General features: G+C 62.2%; 21 protein-coding genes and 1 tRNA gene. 14 read left to right on the top strand and 8 right to left on the bottom strand.

The window, feature by feature from the left end; genetic code table 11:
- The 3 genes from Q9295_RS06375 to Q9295_RS06385 form a co-directional block, all read right to left on the bottom strand.
- Entirely contained in the window at nt 1-2,790 is a 2,790-nt protein-coding gene (locus Q9295_RS06375) for a monovalent cation/H+ antiporter subunit A (RefSeq protein ID WP_306679685.1), read from the bottom strand.
- A 207-nt stretch (nt 2,791-2,997) separates the two neighbouring features.
- Entirely contained in the window at nt 2,998-3,603 is a 606-nt protein-coding gene (locus tag Q9295_RS06380; RefSeq protein ID WP_306679686.1) for a nucleoside triphosphate hydrolase, read from the bottom strand.
- Nucleotides 3,604-3,621: 18 nt separating this feature from the next.
- Nucleotides 3,622-4,545, bottom strand: coding sequence for a DMT family transporter (locus tag Q9295_RS06385; protein WP_306679687.1), 924 nt, complete (start codon nt 4,543-4,545; stop codon nt 3,622-3,624).
- Between the two features lie 119 nt (nt 4,546-4,664).
- Between Q9295_RS06385 and ade the strand changes: the two genes are divergently transcribed.
- From ade to Q9295_RS06420, 7 genes are all read left to right on the top strand, one after another.
- On the top strand, nt 4,665-6,380 hold the full coding sequence (ade, locus tag Q9295_RS06390) for an adenine deaminase (RefSeq protein WP_306679688.1): 1,716 nt from the start codon (nt 4,665-4,667) through the stop codon (nt 6,378-6,380).
- Nucleotides 6,377-6,721: an arsenate reductase (glutaredoxin) gene (arsC, locus tag Q9295_RS06395; RefSeq protein WP_306679689.1), complete on the top strand. Its 345-nt coding sequence runs from the start codon at nt 6,377-6,379 to the stop codon at nt 6,719-6,721. The genes ade and arsC overlap by 4 nt, the downstream gene beginning before the upstream one ends.
- Nucleotides 6,722-6,870: 149 nt before the next feature.
- Nucleotides 6,871-7,518, top strand: coding sequence for an SGNH/GDSL hydrolase family protein (locus tag Q9295_RS06400; protein ID WP_306679690.1), 648 nt, complete (start codon nt 6,871-6,873; stop codon nt 7,516-7,518).
- Between the two features lie 103 nt (nt 7,519-7,621).
- Nucleotides 7,622-8,035 carry a RidA family protein gene (locus Q9295_RS06405; RefSeq protein WP_306679691.1) on the top strand — a complete coding sequence of 138 codons (414 nt, stop codon included), beginning with the start codon at nt 7,622-7,624 and terminating at the stop codon, nt 8,033-8,035.
- A gap of 135 nt (nt 8,036-8,170) precedes the next feature.
- Nucleotides 8,171-8,848: a DUF1028 domain-containing protein gene (locus Q9295_RS06410; RefSeq protein ID WP_306679692.1), complete on the top strand. Its 678-nt coding sequence runs from the start codon at nt 8,171-8,173 to the stop codon at nt 8,846-8,848.
- A gap of 36 nt (nt 8,849-8,884) precedes the next feature.
- Complete coding sequence (locus tag Q9295_RS06415) at nt 8,885-9,808, top strand: LysR substrate-binding domain-containing protein (protein ID WP_306679693.1); 924 nt, start codon at nt 8,885-8,887, stop codon at nt 9,806-9,808.
- Nucleotides 9,808-10,464 (top strand): sirohydrochlorin chelatase, encoded by a 657-nt coding sequence (locus Q9295_RS06420; RefSeq protein ID WP_306679694.1) that lies wholly within the window; start codon nt 9,808-9,810, stop codon nt 10,462-10,464. The genes Q9295_RS06415 and Q9295_RS06420 overlap by 1 nt, the downstream gene beginning before the upstream one ends.
- Before the next feature lie 22 nt (nt 10,465-10,486).
- Here the strand turns inward: Q9295_RS06420 and Q9295_RS06425 are convergent, their stop codons facing one another.
- The 3 genes from Q9295_RS06425 to Q9295_RS06435 form a co-directional block, all read right to left on the bottom strand.
- Nucleotides 10,487-11,878 (bottom strand): glutamine synthetase family protein, encoded by a 1,392-nt coding sequence (locus Q9295_RS06425; protein WP_306679695.1) that lies wholly within the window; start codon nt 11,876-11,878, stop codon nt 10,487-10,489.
- 14 nt (nt 11,879-11,892) lie between these two features.
- Complete coding sequence (locus tag Q9295_RS06430) at nt 11,893-13,272, bottom strand: aspartate aminotransferase family protein (protein WP_306679696.1); 1,380 nt, start codon at nt 13,270-13,272, stop codon at nt 11,893-11,895.
- Between the two features lie 327 nt (nt 13,273-13,599).
- On the bottom strand, nt 13,600-14,763 hold the full coding sequence (locus tag Q9295_RS06435; protein WP_306679697.1) for an alpha-hydroxy acid oxidase: 1,164 nt from the start codon (nt 14,761-14,763) through the stop codon (nt 13,600-13,602).
- A 172-nt stretch (nt 14,764-14,935) separates the two neighbouring features.
- Between Q9295_RS06435 and Q9295_RS06440 the strand changes: the two genes are divergently transcribed.
- Entirely contained in the window at nt 14,936-16,450 is a 1,515-nt protein-coding gene (locus Q9295_RS06440) for an aldehyde dehydrogenase (NADP(+)) (RefSeq protein WP_306679698.1), read from the top strand.
- Between the two features lie 67 nt (nt 16,451-16,517).
- Here Q9295_RS06440 and trpA read toward each other — a convergent pair whose 3' ends face one another.
- Nucleotides 16,518-17,309: a tryptophan synthase subunit alpha gene (trpA, locus tag Q9295_RS06445; RefSeq protein WP_306679699.1), complete on the bottom strand. Its 792-nt coding sequence runs from the start codon at nt 17,307-17,309 to the stop codon at nt 16,518-16,520.
- 142 nt (nt 17,310-17,451) lie between these two features.
- Between trpA and Q9295_RS06450 the strand changes: the two genes are divergently transcribed.
- From Q9295_RS06450 to Q9295_RS06460, 3 genes are all read left to right on the top strand, one after another.
- Nucleotides 17,452-17,775 carry a hypothetical protein gene (locus Q9295_RS06450; protein WP_306679700.1) on the top strand — a complete coding sequence of 108 codons (324 nt, stop codon included), beginning with the start codon at nt 17,452-17,454 and terminating at the stop codon, nt 17,773-17,775.
- Between the two features lie 119 nt (nt 17,776-17,894).
- A complete protein-coding gene (ychF, locus tag Q9295_RS06455; protein WP_306679701.1) occupies nt 17,895-18,992 on the top strand; it encodes a redox-regulated ATPase YchF in 1,098 nt (365 codons plus the stop codon).
- A gap of 176 nt (nt 18,993-19,168) precedes the next feature.
- Nucleotides 19,169-19,258 (top strand) — tRNA-Ser (locus Q9295_RS06460).
- 343 nt (nt 19,259-19,601) lie between these two features.
- On the opposite strand, the gene Q9295_RS06465 is transcribed toward Q9295_RS06460, so the two are convergent.
- A complete protein-coding gene (locus Q9295_RS06465) occupies nt 19,602-20,186 on the bottom strand; it encodes a TetR family transcriptional regulator (protein ID WP_306679702.1) in 585 nt (194 codons plus the stop codon).
- Nucleotides 20,187-20,359: 173 nt separating this feature from the next.
- On the opposite strand from Q9295_RS06465, the gene Q9295_RS06470 reads away from it, so the two are divergent.
- The 3 genes from Q9295_RS06470 to Q9295_RS06480 all read left to right on the top strand — a co-directional run bounded on the left by Q9295_RS06470 (nt 20,360) and on the right by Q9295_RS06480 (nt 26,147).
- Nucleotides 20,360-21,736: an efflux transporter outer membrane subunit gene (locus tag Q9295_RS06470; RefSeq protein WP_306679703.1), complete on the top strand. Its 1,377-nt coding sequence runs from the start codon at nt 20,360-20,362 to the stop codon at nt 21,734-21,736.
- Between the two features lie 104 nt (nt 21,737-21,840).
- Nucleotides 21,841-23,016, top strand: a complete 1,176-nt coding sequence (locus tag Q9295_RS06475) for an efflux RND transporter periplasmic adaptor subunit (RefSeq protein ID WP_306679704.1) — start codon at nt 21,841-21,843, stop codon at nt 23,014-23,016.
- Nucleotides 23,016-26,147, top strand: a complete 3,132-nt coding sequence (locus Q9295_RS06480; protein ID WP_306679705.1) for an efflux RND transporter permease subunit — start codon at nt 23,016-23,018, stop codon at nt 26,145-26,147. Before Q9295_RS06475 ends, Q9295_RS06480 begins: the two co-directional genes overlap by 1 nt.
- Nucleotides 26,148-26,365: the final 218 nt, after the last annotated feature.

A 26,365-nucleotide genomic window follows, 5' to 3' on the forward strand; every position in this document is an offset into this window, starting at 1 on the left:
TCAGGCCTTTGGCTTTTCGCGGTCGGCGGTGTGTTGCGCCAGTCGCGAGAGGGTGGAAAGCGCCAGCATCACCGCGCCGAAGACGCAGAGGAAGACGCCAAGATCAAAGAGGGCGGCGGTGGTCAGCTCGATTTTATCCAGCGGCCAAAGCTCGAGGTAGCGATAGCCCGAGGTGAGGAAGGGCCAGCCCATGGCCCAAGCGACAAGGCCGGTGGCGGTGGCGATCAGCACACCCGCTCCGATCATGCTTTGATGGGCAAAGCGCAGGCGTTTCTCGGCCCAGACGAAGCCCGAGGCGATATAGACCAGAAGGATCGCGATCGAGACGGTGAGACCTGCGACAAAGCCTCCGCCCGGCAGGTTATGGCCGCGCAGGAAGATGAAGACGCCGACAAGGATGATCAGCGGCATCAAGAAGCGGCTGGCGACGACCAGCATCAAAGGGTGCGGATCGCCAGCGTTTTTGGCCAGTTTCAGGCCGCGCAACCTTGTGATTGCGGTTTTGGAGCTGAGGACCGAGGCGGCGAGGGCGAAGATCACCAAAGCGGCGACGCCAAGGACGATGATCTCGCCGTAGGTGTCATAGCCGCGGAAATCGACGATGATCGTGTTGACGGCGTTCGTGCCGCCCGCGCCGGGTTTCGACTGCGCCCAATGAAAGTCAGAGATGCGGGGGAAGGCCGGGTCGCGCAGCATCAGCGCATAGGAAAGGATGCCGGTGCCAAGGCCTGCGGCTGTGGCAAGGATCGCATCACGGGCGCGACGCAGGGGGCGGCTGTCGCGGGGCGTCTCGGCGGGCAGGAAGTTCAGCGCCAAGAGCATGAGGAGGATGGTGGCGACCTCAACGGTGATCTGGGTCAGCGCCAGATCCGGGGCCGAGGCCCAAGCGAAGGCGGCCGAGATCATGATGCCGACGATACCGGTCAGCAGAAGCGCCAAGACGCGGTTGTGGTGGTTCCTCACCGTGGCAAGGGCTGCGGCAGAGAGGATCAGCCAGCCGATGATCGGGGCGGCTTGCAAGGGCAGGCTCTCACGCAGGCCGGGGGCGTGGGTGCCGGTGGTGAAAGCGTAAAGGCCAAGCGCAAGGATGGTGGCGACGGCGGCGAAGAGACTGCGCGAGAGGCGGCCGTTGTGGAGGGCCTCGGTCAGGCGCTGGGCGGCTTTGGCGATGGCGTTGATGATCGCCTCGAAGATCGGCTTTGCCTCGGGGCGCGGGGTGCTGTCCCAGATGCGGCGGAGGCGCGGGGTGGCGGCGTAAAGTGCATAGCCGCCGCCGAGGGCGGCGAGGGACATCCAAAGCGCCGGGGTTTGCAGCCCGTGCCAAAGGGCGAGATGGCTGTGGATCGCCTCTTGGGTGGTGGCGGAGGCGGCGGCATCGACCAAGGGGCCAAAGACCAGCATCGGCATCAGCCCAGATGCGATGACCAGCGCGGTGAGAAGCGCAGGCGCGAGCCAAAGGCCGGGGCCGGGGTCATGGGCGTGGCTGTCGTGTGGCTTTGGGCCAAGGAAGGTGCCAGCCAAGAGCCGCAGCGAATAGGCGACCGAGAAGAGCGCGGCGAGGGTGGCGATCAGCGCCATCGCAAGGCCGCCCGTTGCGGCATTCTCAAGCATGGCCTCTTTTGAAACAAAGCCGTTCAGGGGCGGAATGCCAGCCATAGAAAGCGCGGTCACGGCGGCAAGGCCGAAGGTCAGCGGCATGAGGTGGCGCAGGCCTCCAAGCGCGCGGATGTCGCGGGTATGGGTGGCGTGATCGACGATCCCCGCCAGCATGAAGAGCGCGGCCTTGAAGCTGGCATGCACAAGGATGTGCAAAAGCGCGGCCGTGGCGGCGGCTTTGGTGCCAAGGCCCAGAAGGAAGGTGATAAGGCCCAGATGGCTGACCGTGGAATAGGCGAGGATGGCTTTGAGGTCGTCTTTGAAGAGCGCGATCACTGCGCCGAGGAACATGGTAATAAGTCCCGCCGTGGCGACGATAGTGGTCCATTCGGGCGTGCCAGCCAGCGCGGGCCAGAGCCGCGCCATGAGGTAGATCCCCGCCTTCACCATGGTGGCCGAATGCAGATAGGCCGAGACCGGGGTGGGCGCGGCCATCGCGTGGGGCAGCCAGAAGTGGAAGGGGAACTGCGCCGATTTGGTGAAAGCGCCAAGGAGGATCAGGACCAGCGCCACGGGGTAAAGCGGGCTGGATTGGATCAGCGCGCCTTGGGTCAGGATCTGCGAAAGCTCATAAGACCCGGCGATTTGGCCAAGGATCAGCATGCCTGCGATCAGGGCCAAGCCGCCTCCGCCGGTGACTGCCAGCGCCATCCGCGCACCTTGACGGCCAGCGGCGAGGTTGCTCCACCAGCCGATCAGAAGGAAGGAGGTGAGCGAGGTCAGCTCCCAAAAGATCAGCAAAAGAAGGATGTTGTCGGAAAGGACAATGCCGATCATCGCGCCTTGGAAAGCCATGAGAGAGGCGATGAAGCGCGGGAAATTCTCTTGCGGGTTCAGATAGAAGCGGGCGTAGAGCAGGATCAACAGGCCAATGCCAAGGATGAGCCCCGCGAACAGCAGCGCCAGACCGTCGATGCGGAAACTGGCGGTCAGACCCGCGGCGGGCAGCCAGTTGAAGCTTGCGCTGATCCCTTGACCGGCCAAGATCGCCGGGGCGTGGCTGATGAGCCCCACGAGCGCAAGGCCCGTGGCCAGCATCGCGCCCAATGTCGTGGCATTGCGGCCAAAGCGGCCAAGGCCAGCCGCGACAAGCGCGCCGAGGAAGGGCAAAACAGCAATCAACGCAGGTGACATAGGTCGGAACGGCCTTTGTTGCGAAAGCGATATCGGAAATGTGGCGGGCGGCAGTGACGCCCGGTCAACTTGGCGGCAAAGTCGCCCGAGAGGGCGGGGAATTCAACCCGTTGCGGGCAAATCATCAGCCAAAGAGCGCCGCCGAGGGTCACAGGTTCTTGAGCTTGACTTGAGCGAGAGCCGCCTGCGCCACTGCAGGGCGATGGGTCAGAGCGGCCCCAAGGTGATTTCGGCGGGGCGTGAGCTGTCGCGCACGATGCGGGCATTTGGCAGATCGTTCGAGGCGATCCAATCTTGCGCCGCCTGCGCCTCGCGCCCGTGGTGCTGCCAGCGTGCGGTGAGGCGGCGGATCAGCTCGGGCTCGGGCACGTCGAGCGAGATGGTGAGGTCAAAAAGCAGGCCAAGGTCGCGCCAAGGGGCTTGATCGAGCAGGAGATAATTGCCCTCGACAATCAAGATGCGGTCGCGGCGGCTGATGATCTCGGCCCCGGCGCGGGCCAATTCCAGATCGCGGTCAAAGACCGGGATCGCCACATCATCCTCCCCCTCGCGCAGGCGGCGCATGAGGTGCAGAAAGCCCTTGGCATCGAAGGTGGGCGGTGAGCCTTTGCGCGACCGCAAGCCCCGCGCATCAAGCACGGCATCGTCGAGATGAAACCCGTCCATCGGCACGACGCGGCCGTCTAAGCTTTGCGCAAGCGTGGCGGCCAGCGTGGATTTGCCCGAAGCTGGCGGGCCGGCCAGCGCGACGATAAACCGCTCGGCCCCTTCGGCGCGGCTGCGGATCAGGCTGGTCAATGCGGCGTGGTCCATCGTGATCCCCTTCACTCGTCAGCCTTGCGGCGACATTGCTTTGCGTTGGCGGGCGCGCTCCATCCCCAGCTGACGCTCGCGCCAGATGATCAAGATCCCGGCGGTCACCACCAAAGCTGCGCCAAGCAGCATGGTCCAAGTTGGCGTTTCGTCAAAGACATACCAACCGATCGCCAGCGCAAAGATCATCGACGCATATTCGAAGGGGGCGACGAGCGAGGCATCGGCCTCGCGGTAGCTGGAGGTGAGGCAGATTTGCCCCATGCCGCCCAAGATCCCTGCGCCAATCAGCAGGGCGAATTCTTTGGGCGTGGGCCAGACCCAGCCGAATGGGATGGTCAAAAGCGAAAGCACCGTGGCGGTGACTGAGAACCAAAAGACGATGGTCGCGGTCTTTTCCGCCTGCACCAATTTGCGCACGAAGACTTGGGCAAGGGCCGAGAAAAGCGCGCCCCCCAGCACGATGGCGGCGCCAAAGGCCTGCATATAGCTGGCACTGTCCGAGCCGAGCACGGTCAGGCGCGGATAGACCACCACCATCACGCCCACGACACCCAAGGCCACTGCGGCCATGCGAAAGAGCCGGACCTCCTCGCCCAAGAACATGGCGGCAAGGATCACGGTGAGGATCGGCGCGGCATAGCCGATGGCGGTGACCTCGGGCAAAGGCAGATAGGCCAGACCCGCAAAGCCGCAGCCCATCGCCAAAGTGCCCATCATCCCGCGCCAGAAATGGCCAAAGGGGTTGGCGGTGCGAAAGCCCTGCGCCAGCTCTCCGCGCCAGGCAAGCCAGACCACGATCACCGGAATTGCTAAGAGCGAGCGGAAGAACACGGTTTGCCCGGCGGGCACATGTTCGGAAGTGGCTTTGATCATCGCGAACATCACGATGAAGATCAGGACGGAGATCACCTTATAGGTGATGCCGCGGAGAGGGCGCATGGGGTCTTCCTTCAGGCAGTGGCTTTACCCACCACGGAAGCCGCAGATGCACAAGTGTGAACCGATCCGGGCTGGACGCTGGCCTTGCTTTGCGGCTTTCTGGCCGCAGGAGGTGGCGTATGGGACATGTGCAGGGTGGTGCTGCGGCGCTTTCGGCGCGGATCGCGCAAGGGCGGGGCTTGGAACCGGCGGATCTGGTGCTGAAGGGCGGGCGGATCTTCGATCTGATCTCGGGTCAGCTGGTGGAAAGCGATGTGGCGATCTGTGGCGACACGATCGTGGGCACCTATGGCAGCTATCAGGGCAAGCGAGAGATCGATGTCTCGGGCCAGATCTTGGTGCCGGGTTTTATCGACACCCATCTGCATATCGAAAGCTCGGCCGTCACTCCGCATGAGTTTGACCGTTGCGTGACGCCACGCGGCGTGACCACGGCGATCTGCGATCCGCATGAGATTGCCAATGTCTGCGGGCTGACCGGCATTCATTATTTCCTCGATTGCGCCGCCCAGACGCTGATGGACATCCGGGTGCAGCTGTCGTCCTGCGTGCCCTCGACCCATATGGAGACCTCGGGCGCGCGGCTGGAGGCGGCGGATCTGGTGCCGCTGATGGACCACCCAAAGGTCATCGGGCTGGCCGAGTTCATGAATTTCCCCGGTGTCTTGATGCAAGATCCGGGCTGCATGGCGAAGCTGGAGGCGTTTCAGGGCCGCCATATCGACGGTCATGCGCCCTTGCTGCGGGGCATGGACCTTAACGGCTATATCTCGGCTGGTATCCGCACCGAGCATGAGGCGACCACGGCGGATGAGGCTTTGGAAAAGCTGCGCAAGGGGATGCGGGTTTTGATCCGTGAAGGCTCGGTCTCGAAGGATCTTGAGGCTTTGGTCCCGATCTTGACCGAGCGCCACGCGCCCTACCTTTGCCTTTGCACCGATGATCGCAACCCCTTGGATATCGCCGAGCATGGGCATCTCGATCACATGATCCGCACGGCGATTGCGCTGGGTGCCTCGCCCTTGGCGGTCTACCGCGCGGCCTCGCTCTCGGCGGCCGAGGCCTTTGGGCTGAAGGACCGCGGGCTGATCGCGCCGGGAAAACGCGCCGATATCGCGGTGATCGACAGTCTTGAGACCTGCCATGCTGCGATGGTCTTCGCAGGTGGCGTGCTGGCCGATGATGAGGGCTTTGCAGCGCGGAGCACGACGCCGCCGGTGGCAAGGGGTTCGGTCAAGGCGCCGAGGCTGAGCGCTGAGGATTTCCGCACCGCCGGCAACCGCGCCGAGACCCCGGTGATCGGCATCCTGCCCGGCAAGATCATCACCCCGCATCTGCGGTTTGAGATCCCGCCGGTGGATGGCGACAAGCGCCCCGATGTCAGCCGCGATTTGATGAAAATCGCGGTGATTGAACGGCATGGCAAGAATGGCAACCGCGCCACCGGCTTTGTGCAAGGCTTTGGCATGCAGCGCGGCGCCATTGCCTCGACCGTCTGCCATGATCACCACAACATCGCCGTGGTCGGTGCCGATTACGCCGATATGGCGCTGGCCGCGAATCGTCTGGGCGAGATCGAGGGCGGTTTTGTCGTCACGCTGGACGGTCAGGTTCTGGCAGAACTGGCTTTGCCGGTGGCGGGGCTGATGTCCCTGCGGTCCTTTGAAGAGGTGCGTGAGGCTTTGGTGGCTTTGCGCGCCGCCGCCCAAGACTTGGGCGTCACTTTGGAGGAACCCTTCTTGCAACTTGCCTTCCTCGCTTTGCCGGTGATCCCGCATCTGAAGATCACCGATCACGGCATGGTCGATGTTGACCGCTTCGAGGTGCTGCCATGAACGCCACGATCTGGCACAATCCGCGCTGCTCCACCTCGCGCAAGGCGCTTGCGGCGCTGGAGGCGGCGGGGTTTCAGCCGCAAGTGGTGGACTATCTCAAAACCGGCTGGACCGAGGACGGTCTGCGCATTCTTTTCGCCGAAGCCGGGCTCTCCGCGCGGCAAGCTTTGCGCGCGAAAGAGCCGCTCGCTGCGGAGTTGGGCCTGAAGGATGCAACCGAGGCGCAAATCCTTGCCGCGATGGTGGCGCATCCGATCTTGGTCGAGCGCCCCTTCGTTCGCACCACCAAGGGCACCCGCCTTTGCCGTCCGTTGGCGCTGTTGGATGAGCTTCTTAAGTGAAGAATGAGTATTTAGATCAAGATGAAAGCACTTTGGTTTTCATCTTGACTGAAATACTCCCGCCGGAGGCGTCCGACCGTGGCCAAGCCCGCCTCCGTCTGCCTTTGGTGGCGGCTGACGGCCGGTCCTTGTGACAGATGAGGAAAATGATGAGCAAAATCCGCACCGTCTTGCTGTTTGGCGACAGCAACACCCATGGCACCAAGCCGATGCATGCGCTGTCCGATCTGGGCCGCTACGACCGCTCGGAACGTTGGGCGGGGCTGCTGCAAGGGCTTTTGCCGCAGTGGCATGTGATCGAAGAGGGCCATCCCGGCCGCACGACTTTGCATGACGACCCGATCGAGGGGCCGCATCGCAATGGGTTGAAGGTGCTCCCGGCTTTGCTCGATTCGCATCGGCCGCTGGATCTGGTGGTGATCATGCTGGGCACCAATGATCTCAAAGAACGTTTCAGCGTCAATGCCGGTGATATCGCGCTGTCGGTGGGGCGGTTGGTGCAAGAAATCCGCGGCAGCGTGGCCGGGCCCGAGGGGACCGCGCCGCAGGTGCTGGTGATCGCGCCGCCGCCGATCATTGAGACCGGCTGTTTGGCCGAGATTTTCGCGGGAGGGGCGGCGAAATCGCACCAACTGGCCAAGCGGATGCAGGCCATGGCCGCGCGGGAAGGGGTGGCCTTCCTTGACGCCGGTAATTTGGTCGAGGTGAGCCCGATCGACGGCATCCATTACGGCCCCGAGGCCAATCCGGTTTTGGCCGAAGCCATTGCCGAAGCGATCACCCGGCATTTTCCCTAACAGATTAGGCGCTGCCTAATCATAGCTGCGCCAATCCATCCTTTTTTCCGAATGTGTCCTCCGGCAGGCTGTCGGTAAACCGCAGCCCCGCCGGAGAGATTTTATGGCCCATAAGCGCCATCGCAAGTTTAACACCAAAGACACTTACCCTGAGCAAAAGCTGGACAATGATCTGGCCCAAGCCGTGGTGGCGCGCGGCACCACGATTTTCTTGCGCGGCCAATGCCCGCAGAATCTGGATGATTCCAAAGACATCGGCAGTCATGACCCGGTGGAGCAGACCCATAAGGTGATGCAAAATATTCAGCAGCTGATCGAGGAATGCGGCGGCAAGATGGAGCATCTGTGCAAGGTGGTGGTCTATCTCACCGATGTGCGCCACCGCGAGGCGGTTTATCGCACCATGGGCGAATATATCAAAGGCGTGCATCCGGTCTCGACGGGGGTGGTGGTGACGGCTTTGGCGCGTCCGAGCTGGCTGGTGGAGATCGATGCCACTGCGGTGATCCCGGATTGACCTTAAGTTGGGGGGCTAGCCCCCCAAACCCCCCAGAGTATTTAGATCAAGATGAAAGGGCTTTCGCCTTGAGGGAAATACTCCACGGGGGTCCGGGGGTGTGAAACCCCCGGCGCCTGCCAGAAGGAGCTGTGTATGACCTTTTCTCTCCTCGCCCGCTGCCCAGAGACCGGGGCTTTTGGGATGGTGATTTCATCCTCGTCTCCGGCCGTGGCGGCGCGTTGTGCCTATGCCCGCGCTGGGGTGGGGGTGGCGGCGACGCAGAATATCACCGATCCAAGCCTTGGCCCGCGGCTTTTGGATCTGATGGAGGCCGGGGTCTCGGCTGCGGAGGCGATGGCGCAGGTCGTGGCTGAGGCGCCTTTTATTGAGTATCGCCAATTGCTTTGCGTCGATCGCCAAGGCCGGGTGGCAAGCCATTCGGGGGCGAAGACCCTTGGCGTTTGGGCTTTGGCCGAAGGGCAGGGGGCGGTCGCGGGCGGCAACCTCTTGGCCCAAAAAGGTGTGCCGGCGGCGATGCTGGCGGGCTATGAAGCGGCTTCGGGCAGCTTCGGCGACCGGCTTATCGCTTCTTTGCAGGCAGGTGCTGCGGCGGGTGGTGAGGCGGGGCCGGTGCATTCGGCGGGGCTTTTGATCGTTGATCGTGAAAGCTGGCCGGTGGCTTGGCTGCGGCAAGACTGGTCGGAAGAGGCGCGGCCGATTGAGGAGTTGACCCGCGCTTGGCAGGTCTATCAGCCGCAGATGGCGGCCTATATCCAACGTGCCAAGGATCCCGAATGGGCGCCCTCGTACGGCGTGCCCGGCAACGAATAGGCTTTTCCGACGCCAAGGCGCGCGCTAGCTTAGGCCATGTCTTTGCGCTTTACCCTTCGTCAGTTGGAATATCTGGTCGCCGTTGGCGAAACCGGCTCAATCGCGGCGGCGGCAGAGCGGGTGAATGTTTCCTCTCCGTCAATCTCGGCCGCGATTTCGCAATTGGAACAAGCCTTTGGCTTGCAGCTTTTCGTGCGCCGCCATGCGCAGGGGCTGTCCTTGACCCAAGGTGGGCGCCAGTTTGTGGATGAGGCGCGGGACGTTCTGACGGCGGCGGGGCGGCTTAATGATCTGGCCAATGCGATCACGGGCGAGGTGCGTGGCCCCCTTTCGGTGGGCTGCCTTGTCACCTTTGCCCAGCTGATTTTGCCGCGGCTGCGGCGGTCTTTTGTCACCCGCCACCCCTTGGTTGAATTCTCCCAATATGAGCGGCATCAGGCGGAGATTATCGAAGGCATCCGTCAGGCAAGGCTGGATGTGGCCTTGACCTATAACCTTGATATTCCTGCGGATCTTGAGTTTGTGCCGCTGCTGAAGCTGGCGCCTTATGCGCTTTTTGCCCCCGATCATCCGCTGGCAGGGCGCGATCATGTCACGCCGCAGGACCTTGCGCCGCATCCGATGGTGCTGCTGGATCTGCCCTTTTCCACTGATTACTTCCTTGAGATGTTTCGCGCGCATGGCTTGCGCCCGAATGTGGTGGAGCGGACGCGGGATATGGGGGTGATGCGGGCGATGGTGGCCAATGGCTTTGGCTATGGGGTTGCCAATATCCAGCCGCATTCCGCGCATGCGCCGGATGGCCAGCCGGTGGTGCATGTGCCTTTGCGGCAGGGCGATGCGCTGAAGCTGGGGCTTTTGCTGGCCGAAGGCGCGACCTCGGCCCTGACGATCCGGGCTTTTATTGAGCATTGCCATGAAGTTGTGGCGACACAACTTCTGCCCAAGGGACAGGCGTGATGCGGGCTTTGATCGTGGCGCATGGCCAGCCCTCGGATCCCGGGCCTGCGGCGCGGGCGCTGGAGGCTTTGGCGGGGCGCGTCGCGGTTGACTTACCGGGCTGGCAGGTGGCGGCGGCGACTTTGGCCGAGCCGGGGCGTTTGGCCGAGACCGCAAAGGGCGAGGGGCTGCTCTTTCCGCTCTTCATGGCCTCGGGCTGGTTCACCCGAAAGGCGATTCCAGCGCGGCTGGCCGAGGCGGGTGCGGGGGATTGGCAGATGTTGACGCCTTTGGGCGAAATGCAGTCTTTCCAAGACCTTGCCGTGACGGTGGCGCGGGAATCCGGGGCGGCGCGGCTGGTGCTTGCCGCACATGGCTCGGGCAAAGCGCCGGAGCCTGCAGCGATTGCAGACCATGTGGCGGGCCGGATCTCGGCTGAGGCTGGGATTGCCGCCGAGGCCCGTTTTATCGACCACCGGCCGCAACTGCTTGAGGCCACTGGCTATGGCCCTGACAGTGCCTGCCTGCCATATTTCGCCATGTCGGGCGAGCATGTGGAACGCGACATTCCAGACGCGCTGGCCCGTGCCGGTTTTCAGGGCCGTATCCTGCCCGCTTTGGGCTTGGATGTGCGGGTGCCGGGGCTGATTGCGGCGGCTTTGCGGGCCGCCTTGTAAGGCCGCCCGCAGGTTTTGTGGCTTAGACGGTGTGCAGATAAAGGTCGAAATCGACCTCAGACACGGTGCGCATCACGCGGCCATATTCGGCGGCCTTGATCGCGGTGAAGGTGCGGTGCATATCCTCGCCCAAGGCGTCCTTCAGGAAGTCCGAACGCTTTGCCGCCTCAATCGCCGAGCGCCAATCAGAGGGCATGGCGCTGGTCTCAGCGCTTTCGGCATAGGCATTTCCGGTGGTCTCGGGCCCGGGATTTGTCTTCTCATTCATGCCCTTACGGATACCCGCCAGCACGGTTGCGGCCACCAGATAGGGGTTGGCATCCACCCCTGCCGGGCGGTGCTCAATCCGCCGCGCCTTGATATCACCCGCCGGGATCCGCAGGGCCACCGAGCGGTTGTTCACCCCCCAACTGGGCGAGACCGGCGCGTAGCTTTGCGAGGCGAAACGGCGCCAAGAATTGGCATGCGGGGCGAAGACCAGCATGGATTCCGCCATGGTCTCCTTAAGGCCACCCAGCGCGTGCAGGATGGTCGGGTTCCAATCGCCCTCAACCGCCTCGATGAAAACGTTTTCGCCCGATTTATTCAGCATCGAGACGTGGAAATGCATGCCGGAACCGGCGTAGTTCTCATTCGGTTTCGCCATGAAGCAGGCGGTGACGCCATGGGCGCGGGCCTGTGCGCGGACGATCCGCTTTAGCCGGATCAGGTCATCGGCGGCCTGCATCACATCTTTGCGGTAGTTCAGCGTCAGCTCATATTGGCCGGGGGCATATTCCTCGATCAAGGTCTCGGCGGTGATGCCGGCCTTCTTGGCGCCTGCGTAAATATCTGAGAACAAAGGCAACATTCCGTGGAGATGGTCCACGGAATAGACCTCGGTCTTGTTGCTTTTGCGCCCGTCCAGCACGTCGCGGGCGGGCTGCATTTTGCCGTCCGGCCCGCGTTCATTGTCGAGAAGGAAGAACTCAAGCTCAAAGGCGCCGGCGGGGTGTAGGCCCTCGGCGGCAAGCGCGTCGACTTGGCGCTGGAGGGCGTGGCGCGGGTCCGAGGTCATGCGGGCGCCGTCGAGCGTGTACATCGACATGAAAACCTCGCCGCGCGGCGGGTTGGTGCCATGCAGTGGCACCAGCGTGCCGGGGATCGGCCAGGCGCGCAGATCGCCGTCGCCTTGGTCCCAGATGAGGCCGGTTTCATGCACATCCTCGCCGCAGATATCGAGGCCGAGGATCGAGATTGGCAGGTGGCGACCGGATTTGTAAAAGCTGAGAAGCTCATGCCGGCGGATGATTTTGCCGCGACCTATGCCATTGGCATCATGGAGAATAATGTCGAAAGCCTCGATCTCGGGATGGGCTTCGAGAAAGGCCTCGGCTTCGGCGAGGGTCGAACCGGAAGGGCTAAGTTGGGTCATGGCTTGGGTCATCTTTAACTGAAAAGCTGCGTCAAGATCGCATCGAAATTGCGGATCAGGCGGTTGATTTGGGCGGGGCTGGTGACGGGGCTGACCAGCATCATATTGTGGAAGGGCGCGATCAGGCTGCCGCGGTTGATGAGGCCGGTGTGGAGGGCGGCTTCCAACTGCGGTTGGTGGGCATGGGCGGCCTCGGACCCGTTGGTCAGGGGGCCGGGGGCGCAGATGAATTCCACCCGCGCGCCAACGCGCACAACATGCCACGGCGCGCCATGTTTGGCGATGGATTTAGAAAGGCCGGCTGCGAGAGCCTTGGCACCTTTTTCCATATGGTTGTAGGCCTTAGCGGTCATCACCTCGGCCAGATTGGCCTTGAGGGCGGCAAATTGCAAAGGGTTGGCCGAGAGCGTGGTGCCCATGCCGGAATGGCCCGCAGGGCGGTTGGCATTGGCCTTTGCATAGGCTTCGGCGGTGGGGGCGGTGAGGCCCCAGACGGCGGTGGGCAGACCGCCTGCAACGCATTTGCCGACCACGAAAATATCGGGCTGAAGCCCATGCGTGGCGGTGTAGCCGCCAAGGCCGGAGGACAGGGTATGCGTCTCATCGATGATGAGTAAGGCATTGTATTTGCGGGTAAGTTCCCGCAGGCCCTGATGGAAGCCGGGGGTGGGGAGGACCATGCAGGAATTGGTCATCACCGGCTCGGTCAGTATGGCGGCGATTTGGCCGGTTTGGAGGGCGGCCTCAACGGCGGTTAAGTCGTTGAATTCGACGCAAATTGCCGATTGGCTGAGGTCCGCGAATTGGCCCATGAGGCCGGGGCGCGCGATGGTGCGGCCTTGGTCAAGCGTGACCATCGCCTCATCCACGGTGCCGTGGTAACAGCCGTTGAAAACCAAGACCTTAGGGCGGTTGGTGATCGCGCGAGCCACCCGCAAGGCGAAGCGGTTGGCATCGGTGGCGGTGGTGGCGATCTGCCATTTGAAGGCGCCGAAACGCTCGGTCAGCAGGGCGCCTGCCTCCAGCGCGGCCTCGGTCGGCAGCATATAGGTGAGGCCCTTGGTGGCCTGATCGCGGATCGCTTTTGCCACCGGCGCGGGCGAATGGCCGAACATCGAGCCGGTATCACCCAGACAGAAATCGTCCAAGCGATGCCCGTCGATATCTTGAATTACCGAGCCTTTTGCGTGGCTTACCAGCGGCAGATGCGGCATCGGCCAATCGGCCATCCAGTGCATCGGCACGCCGGAAAGGTAATGCCCGGCGCCGTTTCTAAGGGCCTCGGCGGCTTTGGGGCGGGCGCGTGCATAGGCCTTGGCCTCCGCTTCGGCGAAGGCGGCAAGACGGTCCTTGTGGACCCCGGCGATACACGCGGCGCTGCTGTCGGCGGACATGGGGGATTCCTTGCTGCGCCGGCATATTGCCGCAAGATTTGATCAAATTGCAAGGGGCGGGGTGGGGGCGTTTTTTCGCAAGGTGTTTGTGTTGTGAAAATGGCGTCGGGTGCGGGTCGTTAAGCCGCTGGGATTGTGTGAAAAACCACGTCTGGTTTTGGTCTGGCTTACGTCTGATTTGCGTATGGCTTTGGTATGGCAACCGGGCGGGTCGGCTTTGTTAAGGTTTCCCGGTTTGGCAGCGGTCAACAGCCGCACCAGCGGCCTCGGCCACCGCCTGACAGCGGTCAGGCGATGGCGTTGAACTGGGGTAAAGGGGGAGGGGCCTTAGACCCAGCGCCCCTCAAAATCCTCGGGCACCAAGAGGCTGTCCCGGCCGAAGTCGCGCAGGTTCCGCTCGCCGCAGAGCGCCATCGAGATGTCGAGCTCTTTGGCGATCACTTCGAGCGCTTTGGTGACGCCCGCCTCGCCCATCGCGCCAAGCCCGTGCAGATAGGCGCGGCCGATCATCGTGCCGGTGGCGCCCATGCCCATCGCCTTCAACACGTCTTGGCCCGAGCGGATGCCGGAATCGAGCCAGATCTCGGTCTTGCCGCCGACGGCGCGGACGATCGAGGGCAGCACGCGGATCGAGCTGAGCGCACCATCAAGCTGCCGTCCGCCGTGGTTCGAGACCACGATCGCATCGGCGCCGACATCAACGGCCTTCTGCGCATCCTCGGCGTCGAGCACGCCTTTGAGGATCAGCTTGCCGCCCCATTGGTCGCGGATCCGGGCGACTTTCGACCAATCAAGCTTGGGGTCAAACTGCTCATTGGTCCAGACCGCGAGGTCCGCCAGATCGGTGACGCCCTTCACATGGCCAACGATATTGCGGAACTGCCGGCGCGGCGTGCGCGCCATTGCCATCGCCCAACGCGGCTTCGTCGCGATGTTGAGGATATTGGGCAAGGTCGGGCGCGGCGGTGAGGTGAGGCCGTTCTTCAGGTCATTGTGGCGTTGGCCCAAAACTTGCAGATCCAGCGTCACCACCAAAGCGGAGCAACCGGCGCGCTTGGCGCGCTCGATGATCGCATCGACGAAATCCTCGTCGCGCATCACATAAAGCTGGAACCAAAAGCCGGGGCCGGCGTGCTCGGCCACATCCTCGATCGAGCAGATCGACATGGTGGAAAGCGTGAAGGGCACGCGGAAACGCGCGGCGGCGCGGGCGGCAAGGATCTCACCATCGGGGAATTGCATGCCGCAGCTGCCGACGGGGGCAAGGGCAACGGGCATGGCGACCTTTTCGCCCAGCATCTGGCCCGAGATATCGCGGCCGCTCAGGTCGCGGGCAACGCGCTGGCGCAGGCGGATCTTGCTGAAATCGCTGCTGTTCTCGCGGAAGGTTTGCTCGGTGTAGCTGCCGGAATAGCAGTATTCCCAGAACATTTTCGGGGTGCGCTTACGGTGCAAATGTTTGAGGTCGTCGATGCAGGTAATGACGGTCATTTTGTAATTCCAAAGCTCTCGGAAGGTTTACGAAGGCTTGGGTGAAAAGGCAAATCCTGACTTTCCAGCCTTGTATTTTCCATGTATGCAAGAAGGGGGTTTGGGGCAGTCCCTTCGGCCGCTGCGCCGCGCCTTGCCCCGCCCGTATTCCTGTAACAATGGAGCAGAGCCCATGACTTTCGTGCCGCATGGACGCCATCTGATCGCCGGAGACTGGGTCTCCAATGCCGAGACTTTCCCCAATGCGCCGGTGAGCGGGGAGCCGATGCTGTTCTCGGTTGGCACTGTGGCGCATGTGGATGCGGCTTGTGCGGCGGCTGAGGTGGCTTTTGCAGAATATTCCGCAAAGTCACGCGAAGAGCGGGCTTTGTTCTTGGAGGCGATTGCGGAAGAGATCGAGGCGCGGGCGGCTGCGGTCACCGAGATTGGCACGCTGGAAAGCGGTTTGCCGCAGGGCCGTTTGGAGGGCGAGCGGGGCCGGACCACGGGTCAGCTGCGGCTCTTCGCAAGCCATATCCGTGACGGCGCTTTCCTCGATCGCCGCACCGATGTGGCCTTGCCCGAGCGTCAGCCGGCGCCGCGCCCGGAAATCCGGCTGATGCAGCTGCCGGTCGGTCCGGTGGCGGTCTTTGGCGCCTCGAACTTCCCGCTGGCGTTTTCCACCGCGGGTGGCGACACGGCGGCGGCTTTGGCCGCGGGTTGCCCGGTTGTGGTGAAGGGCCATTCGGCGCATCCCGGCACTGGCGAGATCATTGCCGAGGCGGTGAAGGCGGCTGTGGAAAAGACCGGCATGCCGAAGGGCGTCTTCAGCCTGATCCAAGGCGGCAATCGTCAGGTGGGTGAGGCTTTGGTCAAGCATCCGGCGATCAAAGCGGTGGGCTTCACCGGATCGCTGGCGGGCGGCCGTGCGCTCTTTAACCTTTGCGCCCAGCGTCCCAATCCGATCCCGTTCTTTGGCGAGTTGGGCTCGGTCAACCCGATGTTCCTGATGCCGGCCGCTTTGGAAGCGCGCGGTGAGGCTTTGGCCAAGGGCTGGGCGGGTTCGCTGACCATGGGTGCGGGGCAGTTCTGCACCAATCCCGGTATTGCGGTGGTGATCGACAGCCCGGCGGGCCGCGCTTTCCACGACCAAGCGCGTGAGGCTGTGGCTCCGATCGCGGCGCAGGTCATGCTGACCGATGGCATCGCCAGCGCTTACCGCCAGGGCAAAGAGCGGATCGCGGCGGCTTCGGGCGTGCAGACTTTGGTTTCGACGGTCAGCGAGAACCGTCAGGCCTTGCCGAACCTTTTCGCGGTTTCGGGCGATGATTGGCTGGCGAACCATGCTTTGGGCGAAGAGGTCTTCGGGCCTTTGGGTCTGATCGTCACCGTGCGTGATTTCGCGCAGATGCTTGAGGTCGCGAATGCCTTGGAAGGTCAGCTGACCTGCACCTTGCATGTCGATGCGGGGGATAAGGCTGAAGCGGCGCAACTGCTGCCGGTTCTGGCGCATAAAGCGGGCCGGATCTTGGCCAATGGCTTCCCGACCGGCGTGGAAGTCTCAGAAGCGATGGTGCATGGCGGGCCTTACCCGGCAAGCACGAATTTTGGCGCCACCTCGGTCGGCACCATGTCGATCCGCCGCTTCCTTCGGCCGGTGAGCTTCCAGAACATCCCGGTGGAGCTGCTGCCGGAAGATCTGCGCTAATCGGCTGATCTCAATAGGAAAGGGCGGGCCAATGGCCCGCCCTTTTTGCATTGCGGAAGCTAAAGGATCAGGCGGCGTGCGCGCCTGCGGCAAGGGCTTTGACCTTCGCCAAAACCTCGGCCACGGGTTGGCCTTCACCAATCGCTTTCACGATCGCCGAGCCCACAACGCAGCCATCGGCCACCGAGGCGATGCCCTGCGCGGCCTCGGGCGTGTTGATGCCAAAGCCGACGATGACCGGCAGATCGGTGGCGGCTTTGATCCGCGCGACTTCCGGCGCCACATCGGCGGGCTTGGCGGCGGCGGCGCCGGTGATCCCGGTGATCGAGACGTAATAAACGAAGCCAGAGGTGTTTTGCAGCACTTTGGGCAGGCGCTTGCCATCGGTCGTGGGCGTCGCCAGACGGATGAAGTTCAGGCCCGCGGCTTGGGCCGGAATGCAAAGCTCGGAATCTTCCTCGGGCGGCAGGTCGACGATGATGAGGCCATCGATGCCAGCCTCTTTCGCCTCGGTCAGGAAGCGGTCAACGCCGCGCGAATAGATCGGGTTGTAATAGCCCATGAGCACGATCGGCGTGGTGCTGTTGCTGGCGCGGAAGCTGCGCGCCATGCCAAGCACGCGGTCCATCGTCATGCCGTGATCCAGCGCGCGTTGTCCGGCAAGTTGGATCGTCGGGCCATCGGCCATCGGATCGGTGAAGGGCAGGCCAAGCTCGATGATATCGACGCCGGCTTCGGGCAGGCCTTTCATCACCTCAAGCGAGACCGCCTCATCCGGGTCGCCGGCCATGATATAGGCAACAAAGGCCTTTTTGCCTTCGGATTTCAGCCGGGCGAAGGTGTCGTCGATCCGGGTCATGACGGGCTCCTGCATCTGTTTGATCAGCGGTTTGCACAAGCGGGCGCGGAAAAGCAATGCCAAGGCGTGCGGGGGCATCGGCCTTAACCGCTTCTTAAGCGTTTTCGTGCCCTGATGGGCAAAAGCAGGGCTGGAGGAGAAGATGCGTTTACTGGCGCTGATACTTTTGGCGGTGACCTTGCCCACTGCGGTATTGGCACTGGACGGTCGGGTGATTGGCCTTGGCGGGACCGATACCGTCTTTGTTTGGCGAAATGCGGATGCGCATAGTGAAGCGATGCAGCTGATCCAAGCCGGTGTGCACCAAAGCAACCCCGCGCTGCTGCTGACGCTTTTGGCTTGTATGGTGCCTTCGGGGACCAAGGCGATCATCACCGATGCTGGCTTTGCCACCCATGATATCCTCATCACCAGCGGCGAGCAGTCTGGCTGTCGTGGCAATATCCCAATGGAGAGTTGGGATTAGCCGCGCGCGCAGCGGGGCTTCGGGCCTTTCTGTGCGCTGGTTTGCCACCGATCTTGATCCTTTGACCTCACACCCTTAGAAGCGGCCTGTTCGATGGCGCGGCGCCAATGGAGGGCAGCATGGGTTTCAAGATGGGCATCGTAGGGCTGCCGAATGTGGGCAAGTCCACCCTCTTCAATGCGTTGACGCGGACCGCGGCGGCGCAGGCGGCCAACTTCCCCTTCTGCACCATTGAGCCCAATGTCGGCGAAGTGGCGGTGCCCGATGCGCGGCTGGATGTTTTGGCGGGGATTGCTGGCTCGAAGCAGATCCTGCCGACGCGGATGACTTTCGTTGATATCGCGGGCCTGGTGCGCGGCGCTTCGAAAGGCGAAGGCTTGGGCAACCAGTTCTTGGCCAATATCCGCGAATGCGATGCGATTGCCCATGTGCTGCGCTGCTTTGAAGACGGCGATATCACCCATGTGGAAGGCCGGATTGACCCGGTCGCCGATGCTGAGACCATCGAGACCGAACTGATGCTGGCCGATCTCGAATCGATCGAGCGGCGGCGGGCCAACCTGGCGCGCAAGCTGAAGGGCGGCGACAAGGAGAGCCTGGATCAGGACCGGCTTTTGGCCTTGGCTCAAACCGCGCTGAACGAAGGTCGTCCGGCGCGGACGCTGGCGATCTCGGCCGATGACCGCCGCACTTGGGACCTGTTGCAGCTTTTGACCTCGAAACCGGTGCTTTACGTTTGCAACGTGGAAGAAAGCGCTGCGGCGACGGGCAATTCGCAATCGGCCCGCGTGGCAGAGATGGCGGCCAAGCAGGGCGCAGGCTCGGTGGTGATCTCGGCCCGGATCGAGGAAGAGCTGGCGCAGCTGCCTGCGGAAGATGCCGGGATTTTCCTTGAAGAGATGGGGCTGCAAGAGGCGGGCCTCGACCGGCTGATCAAGGCGGGTTATGCGCTTTTGGGCCTGCAGACCTATTTCACCGTGGGCCCGAAAGAGGCGCGCGCTTGGACCATCTTGAAGGGCACCTTGGCTCCGCAAGCCGCCGGCGTGATCCACGGCGATTTCGAGAAGGGCTTTATCCGCGCCGAAACCGTTGCCTATGACGACTATGTCGCGGGCAAAGGCGAAGCGGGCGCGAAAGAGGCGGGGAAATTCCGTGTCGAGGGCAAGACTTACGAGGTGAAGGACGGCGACGTTCTGCACTTCTTGTTCAACGCCTGATCCCGATTGAGACCTTCGGGCCTGCCGATTGGCGGGCCTGAATTCCTTGAACGCCGCAGTGTCATCCTTGCGCGCAAGCACCAACGACCACCGCAAATTCATCGCTTTGAAAAGCTTTGCTCAATCGCGATGAAAAGCCCTTGTCACTCCGCCACTTGGCCCATATACGAGCAGGCGGAGCTGTGGCCGAGTGGTCGAAGGCACACCCCTGCTAAGGGTGCAGGCCCGGAAGGGTCTCGAGGGTTCGAATCCCTTCGGCTCCGCCATTACCCCTTGATTTGATTGAACGTTTGCTTGGCGCAGATGCCCGCCAATGCGTCGCCTGATACGGGGCGCCAGGATACAACCGGTGGCAGCAACAGCTGTCCGCTCACTGCCTTGTCAGGAGCGGCTGGAAGAATCTCCGGTTGGCCAGTCTGTGTGAAGAGCCTGGAGCTGCAGCCTTCAAGCGAGCCACTCCCCAGACATCTTTGGCGACGGCCAGCTCCGCGATCTTGGCGGGCGTCGACGGGACCGGCTCCTCCGCTGGGTCAACAGCAGGTCAATGCTGCGCAAAATTTGGCAGGGGTCCTTAGCTTCATGGCATGGTTGTCTCGCAGGCCGGAATGTCTACTTCCGCATTGTTCGCAGCATGCGTTGAAGAATCTTGGCCCCCACTTCCGCAAGATCAAACGCCCCCTTCGTGTTCAGCCACTGGTTTAGGAGCCCGTTCAATAGGCTGGCGAGCATCAAGGCGGCCTCTTCTGGTGCCAGATCCTCGCTGAGGATGCCCGTCGCATCGGCACGCTTCGCCAAATGCAACATCACATTCCAAGCCTCCATCGATTCTGGGTCAGATGCATCGACGGGCAGGGTGGATAGGATCTTATAGATCCGCTGCCGACTTTGGTCGCTGGCGAAAAGCGTCAAAAAGGCCAGAGCGCTGCGCTCAAAGACCACGAATACATCTTCGGTCGAAACGGCAAGTGCCTGTTCTGTAAGCTCATCTTGCGGAGGGCGGAACTTTACACGCAAGGCCTGAAGGACTTCGGTTTTATCCTTGAAATGCCAATATATTGCGCCACGCGTGACGCCCGCTTTGCGCGCGATCTGGTCCAAAGACGTGTTGGCGACGCCTTGGCGCGAAAAGAGATCCTCCGCAGCCAGCAGAATGCTCATGCGCGTTTTTTCAGCATCATCTTTACTACGTCGCATTCTTGTCTCCGTCGCTAAGATTTTACTTACATACAAACTTGAATGTATGTAAGTGCCAAGCCGTGCCACGCCGCAGGGTAGGCCAGTTTCAGATCAATTCGACAGTGTTCTTCCACTTCAACGGCGGGGGAGTCGCTTCGATTTCCGCGAACATAGTGAGAAGGCGAGAGAGAATGCCAAGCCATGAGGCCACCAAATGCCTGCCCCGCAGGCAGTTTCTGCTCGGGTCAGCCGCGCTTGCACTGGCTGGCTGTGCTCCGGCCTCAATGCGTGGTTTGGACGTGGATCCTGCCGCCAGCTTTGGAGAGGGGACGCCCGGCCGTCAGGCCGGCGATTGGTGGCTTGCTTTCCAAGAGCAGCAACTCTCGGCCCTGATCGCGCAGGGCCATGCGCGCAATTTGGATCTGGCGCAAGCGGTTGAGCAGATTCGCGCGGCTGAGGCAGGCGCTGGCATGGCCAGATCCGCTGACCTGCCGCAAATTGGAGCCACGGCGCAGGGCCAGCGCGGCGATGGCGATGGATCGGGCCGTATCTCTGAGACTTCGACGGCCGGGCTGAATGTCTCATGGGTCTTGGATATCTTCGGCGCCAACCGCAACGCCAAACGGGCAGCCGAAGCCCGCGTGGATGCCAGCCGCGCCGGTGCGGCGGCGACCAAGCTGATCATCGAAGGCGCGATTGCCGCGGCCTATGTGGATCTGCGGTTCTATCAAGCCAATCTCAGCCTCACCCGTCGCTCTTTGGAGAGCCGCCGCAAATCGTTGGAGCTGACCAAACGTCAGTTCGAATTTGGCGACGCGGCCAAACTCTCGGTCGTGCAAGCCGAACAATTGGTGGCCGAGGGCGAGGCGCAACTGCCGCAATATGAGGCAGGCGTGGATCAGGCGATCGCGCGGCTTGCCAATCTCACCGCGCAACGCAGCGCAGCGTTGCAAGGCACGCTGAAGACGTCAGGCGGGCAACCGCGGACGAAATTCAAAGCATCGGTCGGTGTGCCGGCCGAAGTGATCCGCGCGCGGCCCGATGTGCAGCTTGCCGAAAGCCTTTATCAGGCGGCGGCTTATGATGTAGGTGTGGCCAAAGCCGCGTTCTGGCCTTCGGTGCGGTTGGGCGGGTCGATCCTGCCGACCAACATTTCCGGTGGCGGCAATGTGAAGCCTTGGAGCCTTGGCCCCAGCATTGACCTGCCCATCTTCACCGCCGGAGCCAATCGCGCCAATCTGCGCGCGAAAGAGGCCAAGGCGGCTGAGGCGCATCTGGCTTGGCAAGCGGCGGTCTATGGCGCCATCGAAGAGGTTGAGGTTGCTCTGGCCTCTTATAACCGCGATGGCCGTGTCGTCAGCAGCCAGCAAAAACTGGTCGAAACCTCGCGCCAAGCGGTCGAGCTGGCTCAGGCCAATTTCTCGATCGGTGAAGGCGCCTTCATGGCCGTTTTGGACGCCGAGCGCAGCTATCTGGGGGCCCAGCAGGGCCTTGCTGCGGCGCAGCGGATGCGCGGGCTGAACTTCATCCAGCTTAGCCTTGCCACAGCTGGCGGCACGGCGATCTAACCTCATCCCCTCTCTTTGCGCCCCCCAGCCGATCGCCGGGGGGCGCCGTTTTTCCTATGAAACTAAGGCCCTCCATGTCCCTCTTCTCTGTCCCATCCGTCCGCATGAAACGGGCTTTTGCGCTGAGCACGGCCCTCTTGACCTCGCCCGCTTGGGCGCAAGCCCCCGGGGGCGAAGCACCGCCGACGCCGGTCACCGTGATCGAAGCTCAGGTTCAGGACCATGTTCTGACCACCCGTCTGCCCGGCCGGGTCAAAGTGGCTTTGGTGGCAGAGGTTCGCCCGCAAGTCTCGGGCCTGCTGCGCAACCGCCTTTTTGAAGAGGGCAGCACAGTCGAGGCCGGTCAGCCGCTTTATGAGATTGAGGACGACAGCTATCGCGCCGCGGTCGCCGCGGCTTCAGCCGCTGTAGCTCAGGCCAAGGCAAGCTTTGAGCTGGCAAAGACCGAAGAGCGCCGGGCTTTGGAACTCTTTGAAAATAACGCAGGCTCCGCCCAGAAACGCGACAGCGCCATTGCAAACCGGCAAGCCGCCGAAGCCGCCTTCATGGCCGCCGAGGCCCAGTTGCTGGCCGCCGAGATCAACCTTGATCGCACGGTCATTCGCGCGCCGATTGCTGGCGTGATCGGTCTGTCGGATGTCTCGGTTGGGGCGCTGTTGTCCGCCCAGCAGCCCGCCGCTTTGGCCACGATCCGCGATCTGAACAATGTGCATGTCGATGTCACCCAGTCAGCGGTGGATATCCTGCGCTGGAACGCCACGCTGGATCAGCTGGATGTCCGCACCTCTGGCGAAGCCACGCTGATCTTGGCCGATGGCTCTACCTATCCGGTGAAAGGCAAACTGGCGGCGGCCGAGCCCAAGGTGGAGCCGACGACGGGCATGGTCACCTTGCGGATGGCCTATCCCAACCCGGACCACATCCTTCTGCCGGGCATGTATGTCGAGGTCGATCTGCCGCAAGCCTTGGCGAATGACGCCGTGGCCGTGCCGCAAAACGCGGTGATGCGCGATCGCTCGGGTGGCACCTTCGTCTGGGTCGTGGATGCCGGCGCCGTCGCCGTGCGGCCGGTCGAGGTCGTCACCTCGGAGGGCAATCTGTGGATCCTGTCGTCGGGCCTGAAAGAAGGCGATCAGGTGATCACCTCTGGCTTCCAAAAGATCGGGCCGGGCGCTCCGGTCGCTGTGGTTCCGGCCGCTGCGGCGACGGGCCCGACGGCGACGGACGCAACGGCGACGGACACGACGGATGCGGCCCAAACCGAAAAGGCAGCTGAATAATGGCCCGCTTTTTCATTGACCGCCCCATCTTTGCATGGGTGATCGCGATCGTGATCATGGGCGTCGGCATTCTGTCGATCATGCGCCTGCCCGTGTCGCAATATCCGGCCATCGCCTCGCCTGCGGTGGTGATCAACGCGATGTATCCCGGCGCTTCGGCGGAAACTGTGGCCGATACCGTGGTGCAGGTGATTGAGAAGGAGATGACCGGGCTTGATGGCCTGCGGTATATCTCGTCCTCGACCACTTCGAACGGCACAGCCTCGATCACACTGACCTTCGAGCTTGGCACCGATCCCGACATTGCACAGGTGCAGGTGCAGAACAAATTGGCGCAAGCCGAGGCAGGACTGCCGCAGATCGTGGCCCGGCAAGGGGTGACCGTTCAAAAGTCGATGACCGGCTTTTTGATGGTGATCTCGCTGATTTCAGATGACGGCAGCATGACGGATGTCGCGCTTTCCGATTATCTCAGCTCTTACATGGTCGAGAATTTCTCGCGGCTGCCCGGCGTCGGTTCTGTTCAGGTGTTCGGCTCTGAATATGCCATGCGGATCTGGCTCGACCCGCAAAAACTCAAGTCCTATGACATGAGCCCCGGTCAGGTCATTGCCGCAGTGCAGGGCCAAAACGCCCAGATCTCTGCTGGTGCTTTCGGGGCGCAACCGGCGCCTGCCGGCCAGCTCTTGAATGCGACGATCAACGCGCAATCCTTGCTGAAGACGCCGGAAGATTTTGAACGGGTGGTTCTGCGCGCTGATGCCGATGGCGGTTTGGTGATGCTGCGGGATGTGGCCCGGGTCGAGCTTGGCGCCGAGATGTATGAGATCAAGTCGCTGTACAACGGCAAGCCCTCGACCGGTATGGCGATCATGCTGGCCTCGGGTGCCAATGCGCTTGAGACCTCAGAGAGGGTCAAAGAGACCTTGGCCGAGCTGGAGCCCTTCTTGCCGGAAGGCGTGAGCTATGTGATCCCCTTCGACACGACGCCTTTCGTCTCGATCTCGATTGAAGCCGTGGTCATGACGCTGATCGAAGCGATCGGCTTGGTCTTCTTCGTGATGCTGATCTTCCTGCACAACCTTCGCGCCACCTTGATCCCGACAATGGCAGTGCCAGTCGTGCTTTTGGGCACCTTCGGCGTGATGGCCTATTTCGGCTTTTCGATTAACACCCTCACCATGCTGGCGATGGTGCTGGCGATCGGGCTTTTGGTCGATGACGCCATCGTGGTGGTCGAGAACGTCGAGCGGATCATGGCGGAAGAGCATCTGCCGGCAAAAGAGGCCACCAAGAAGTCGATGGGCGAGATCACCGGCGCTTTGATCGGCATCGCCATGGTGTTGTCGGCGGTCTTCGTGCCAATGGCTTTCTTTGGCGGCTCAACCGGCGAGATCTACAAGCAGTTTGCGATCACCATCGTGGCCGCAATGGCGCTTTCGGTCATCGTGGCTTTGGTCTTCACGCCTGCGCTCTGCGCCACCATGCTGCGTCCTCATAGCGAGAAATCCCGTATCGCGACGCGCTATGCCAATTGGTTCGAGCCGAAGTTCACCCGCCTGACCAATGGCTATGGCGGCGTGGCAAAATGGGGCCTGAGCAATCCCGTTAAGATGCTTGGGATCTATGCCGCGCTCGTTTTTGGCATGGTGACGATGTACAACAGCACCCCGACCTCCTTCCTTCCCGAGGAAGACCAAGGCGTGTTGATGACGATCATCCAAGGCCCTTCGGGGGCGACGACCGAGCAGACCTTGGCCGTCACCAAGCAGGTTGAGCAATATTTCTTGCAAGCGGAAGGCGACAATGTGGAGTCGGTCTTCTCGGTTCTGGGCTTCTCCTTCTCGGGGCAAGGTCAGAACATGGCGATGATGTTCGTGAAGCTGAAAGACTGGAGCGTCAGGACCGCCTCTGAAGACGAAGCGAACGCCATCGCCATGCGCGCCTTTGGGCCGCTCTTCGGAGGCATGACAGAGGCCTTGGTCATTCCGATTGCGCCGCCTGCGGTGATGGAACTGGGCAACTCGAACGGCTTTGGGGGCTTTTTGCAGGCCCGCTCTGGCCAATCCCATGAAGAGCTGCTGAATGCGCGCAATATGCTTTTGGGCATGGCCGCGCAGAGCCCGCTTTTGCAAGGCGTGCGTCCCAATGGCGTGGAAGATGCGGCTCAACTGCGGCTGAACATCGACTGGGCCAAGGCCGGAGCCGTTGGCCTGACCGCCTCGGATGTTGGGCAGTTCCTCTCGACGGTTTGGGCCTCGTCTTACGTCAACGACTTCCTTTACGAAGGCCGGGTGAAGCGGGTTTATGTGCAGGGTGAACCTTGGGCCCGGACGACGCCAGAAGACTTTGCTTTGTGGCGTATCCCCAACAACCGCGGAGAATTCGTGGCCCTTTCCACCTTCGCGACACCAGAGTGGATCTATGGCCCGCAGCAAGTGAAGCGTTACGATGCGGCACCAGCAATGGAGATCCAAGGCACTCCTGCCGTCGGTGTCTCGACCGGTGAAGCTATGGCTGAGATGGAGCGTTTGGCGACACAATTGCCGCCGGGCTTCAGCTGGGTTTGGACAGGCCTGTCGCTGGAAGAGAAAGAGGCCGGCAATGGCGCGATCATGCTCTATGTCCTTGCGCTGGCGGCGGTCTTCCTTTGCCTTGCGGCTCTTTATGAAAGCTGGGCCATTCCGATCTCGGTCATTCTGGCGATGCCCGTGGGTGTCCTTGGGACTTTGATCGGGGCTTGGATCGGTGGGCAGGCCAATGGCGTCTACTTCCAAGTTGGGATGCTTACGGTGATTGGCCTGACGGGCAAGAACGGCATCATGATCGTCGAATTTGCCCGCGAGCGCATGTCGCAATTGGGAGAGGATGCGATTACCGCCGCCTATCAGGCTGCCAAATTGCGCTTCCGTCCGATCCTGATGACCTCGCTTGCCTTTGGTTTGGGCGTGGTGCCGCTGGTGCTGTCGTCAGGTGCAGGCGCAGGCGCGCGCCACGCCATCGGTTATGCAACGCTTTACGGGACGATCTCGGGCACCTTACTGGGCATCGTCTTCGTTCCGGTGTTCTTCGTGTTGGTGAACAAGTTGTTCAATAGAAACCGGAGCAAAGCCGAAATCGCGACGAGCTAAGCCCCCTTAGCTTACCGACGTTAACAAATGTTAGGCCCATGCCATGGCAATGGGCCTAACGAATCTCTGTTGTTGTAGGTTTTAGGGGCGCGGGCATCGCTCGGACCTGTCCGGATCGAAGAGCAGATCCTAAGTTGGCACGGCTAAGCTGCTGATAACTCAATCTACGAACAAATTTTCGGTGCACTGGATGGAGTTCCTGCCGATATCTTGGCAGG

The sequence above is a fragment of the Pseudogemmobacter lacusdianii genome, assembly GCF_030848395.1.
Classification (GTDB): domain Bacteria; phylum Pseudomonadota; class Alphaproteobacteria; order Rhodobacterales; family Rhodobacteraceae; genus Pseudogemmobacter; species Pseudogemmobacter lacusdianii.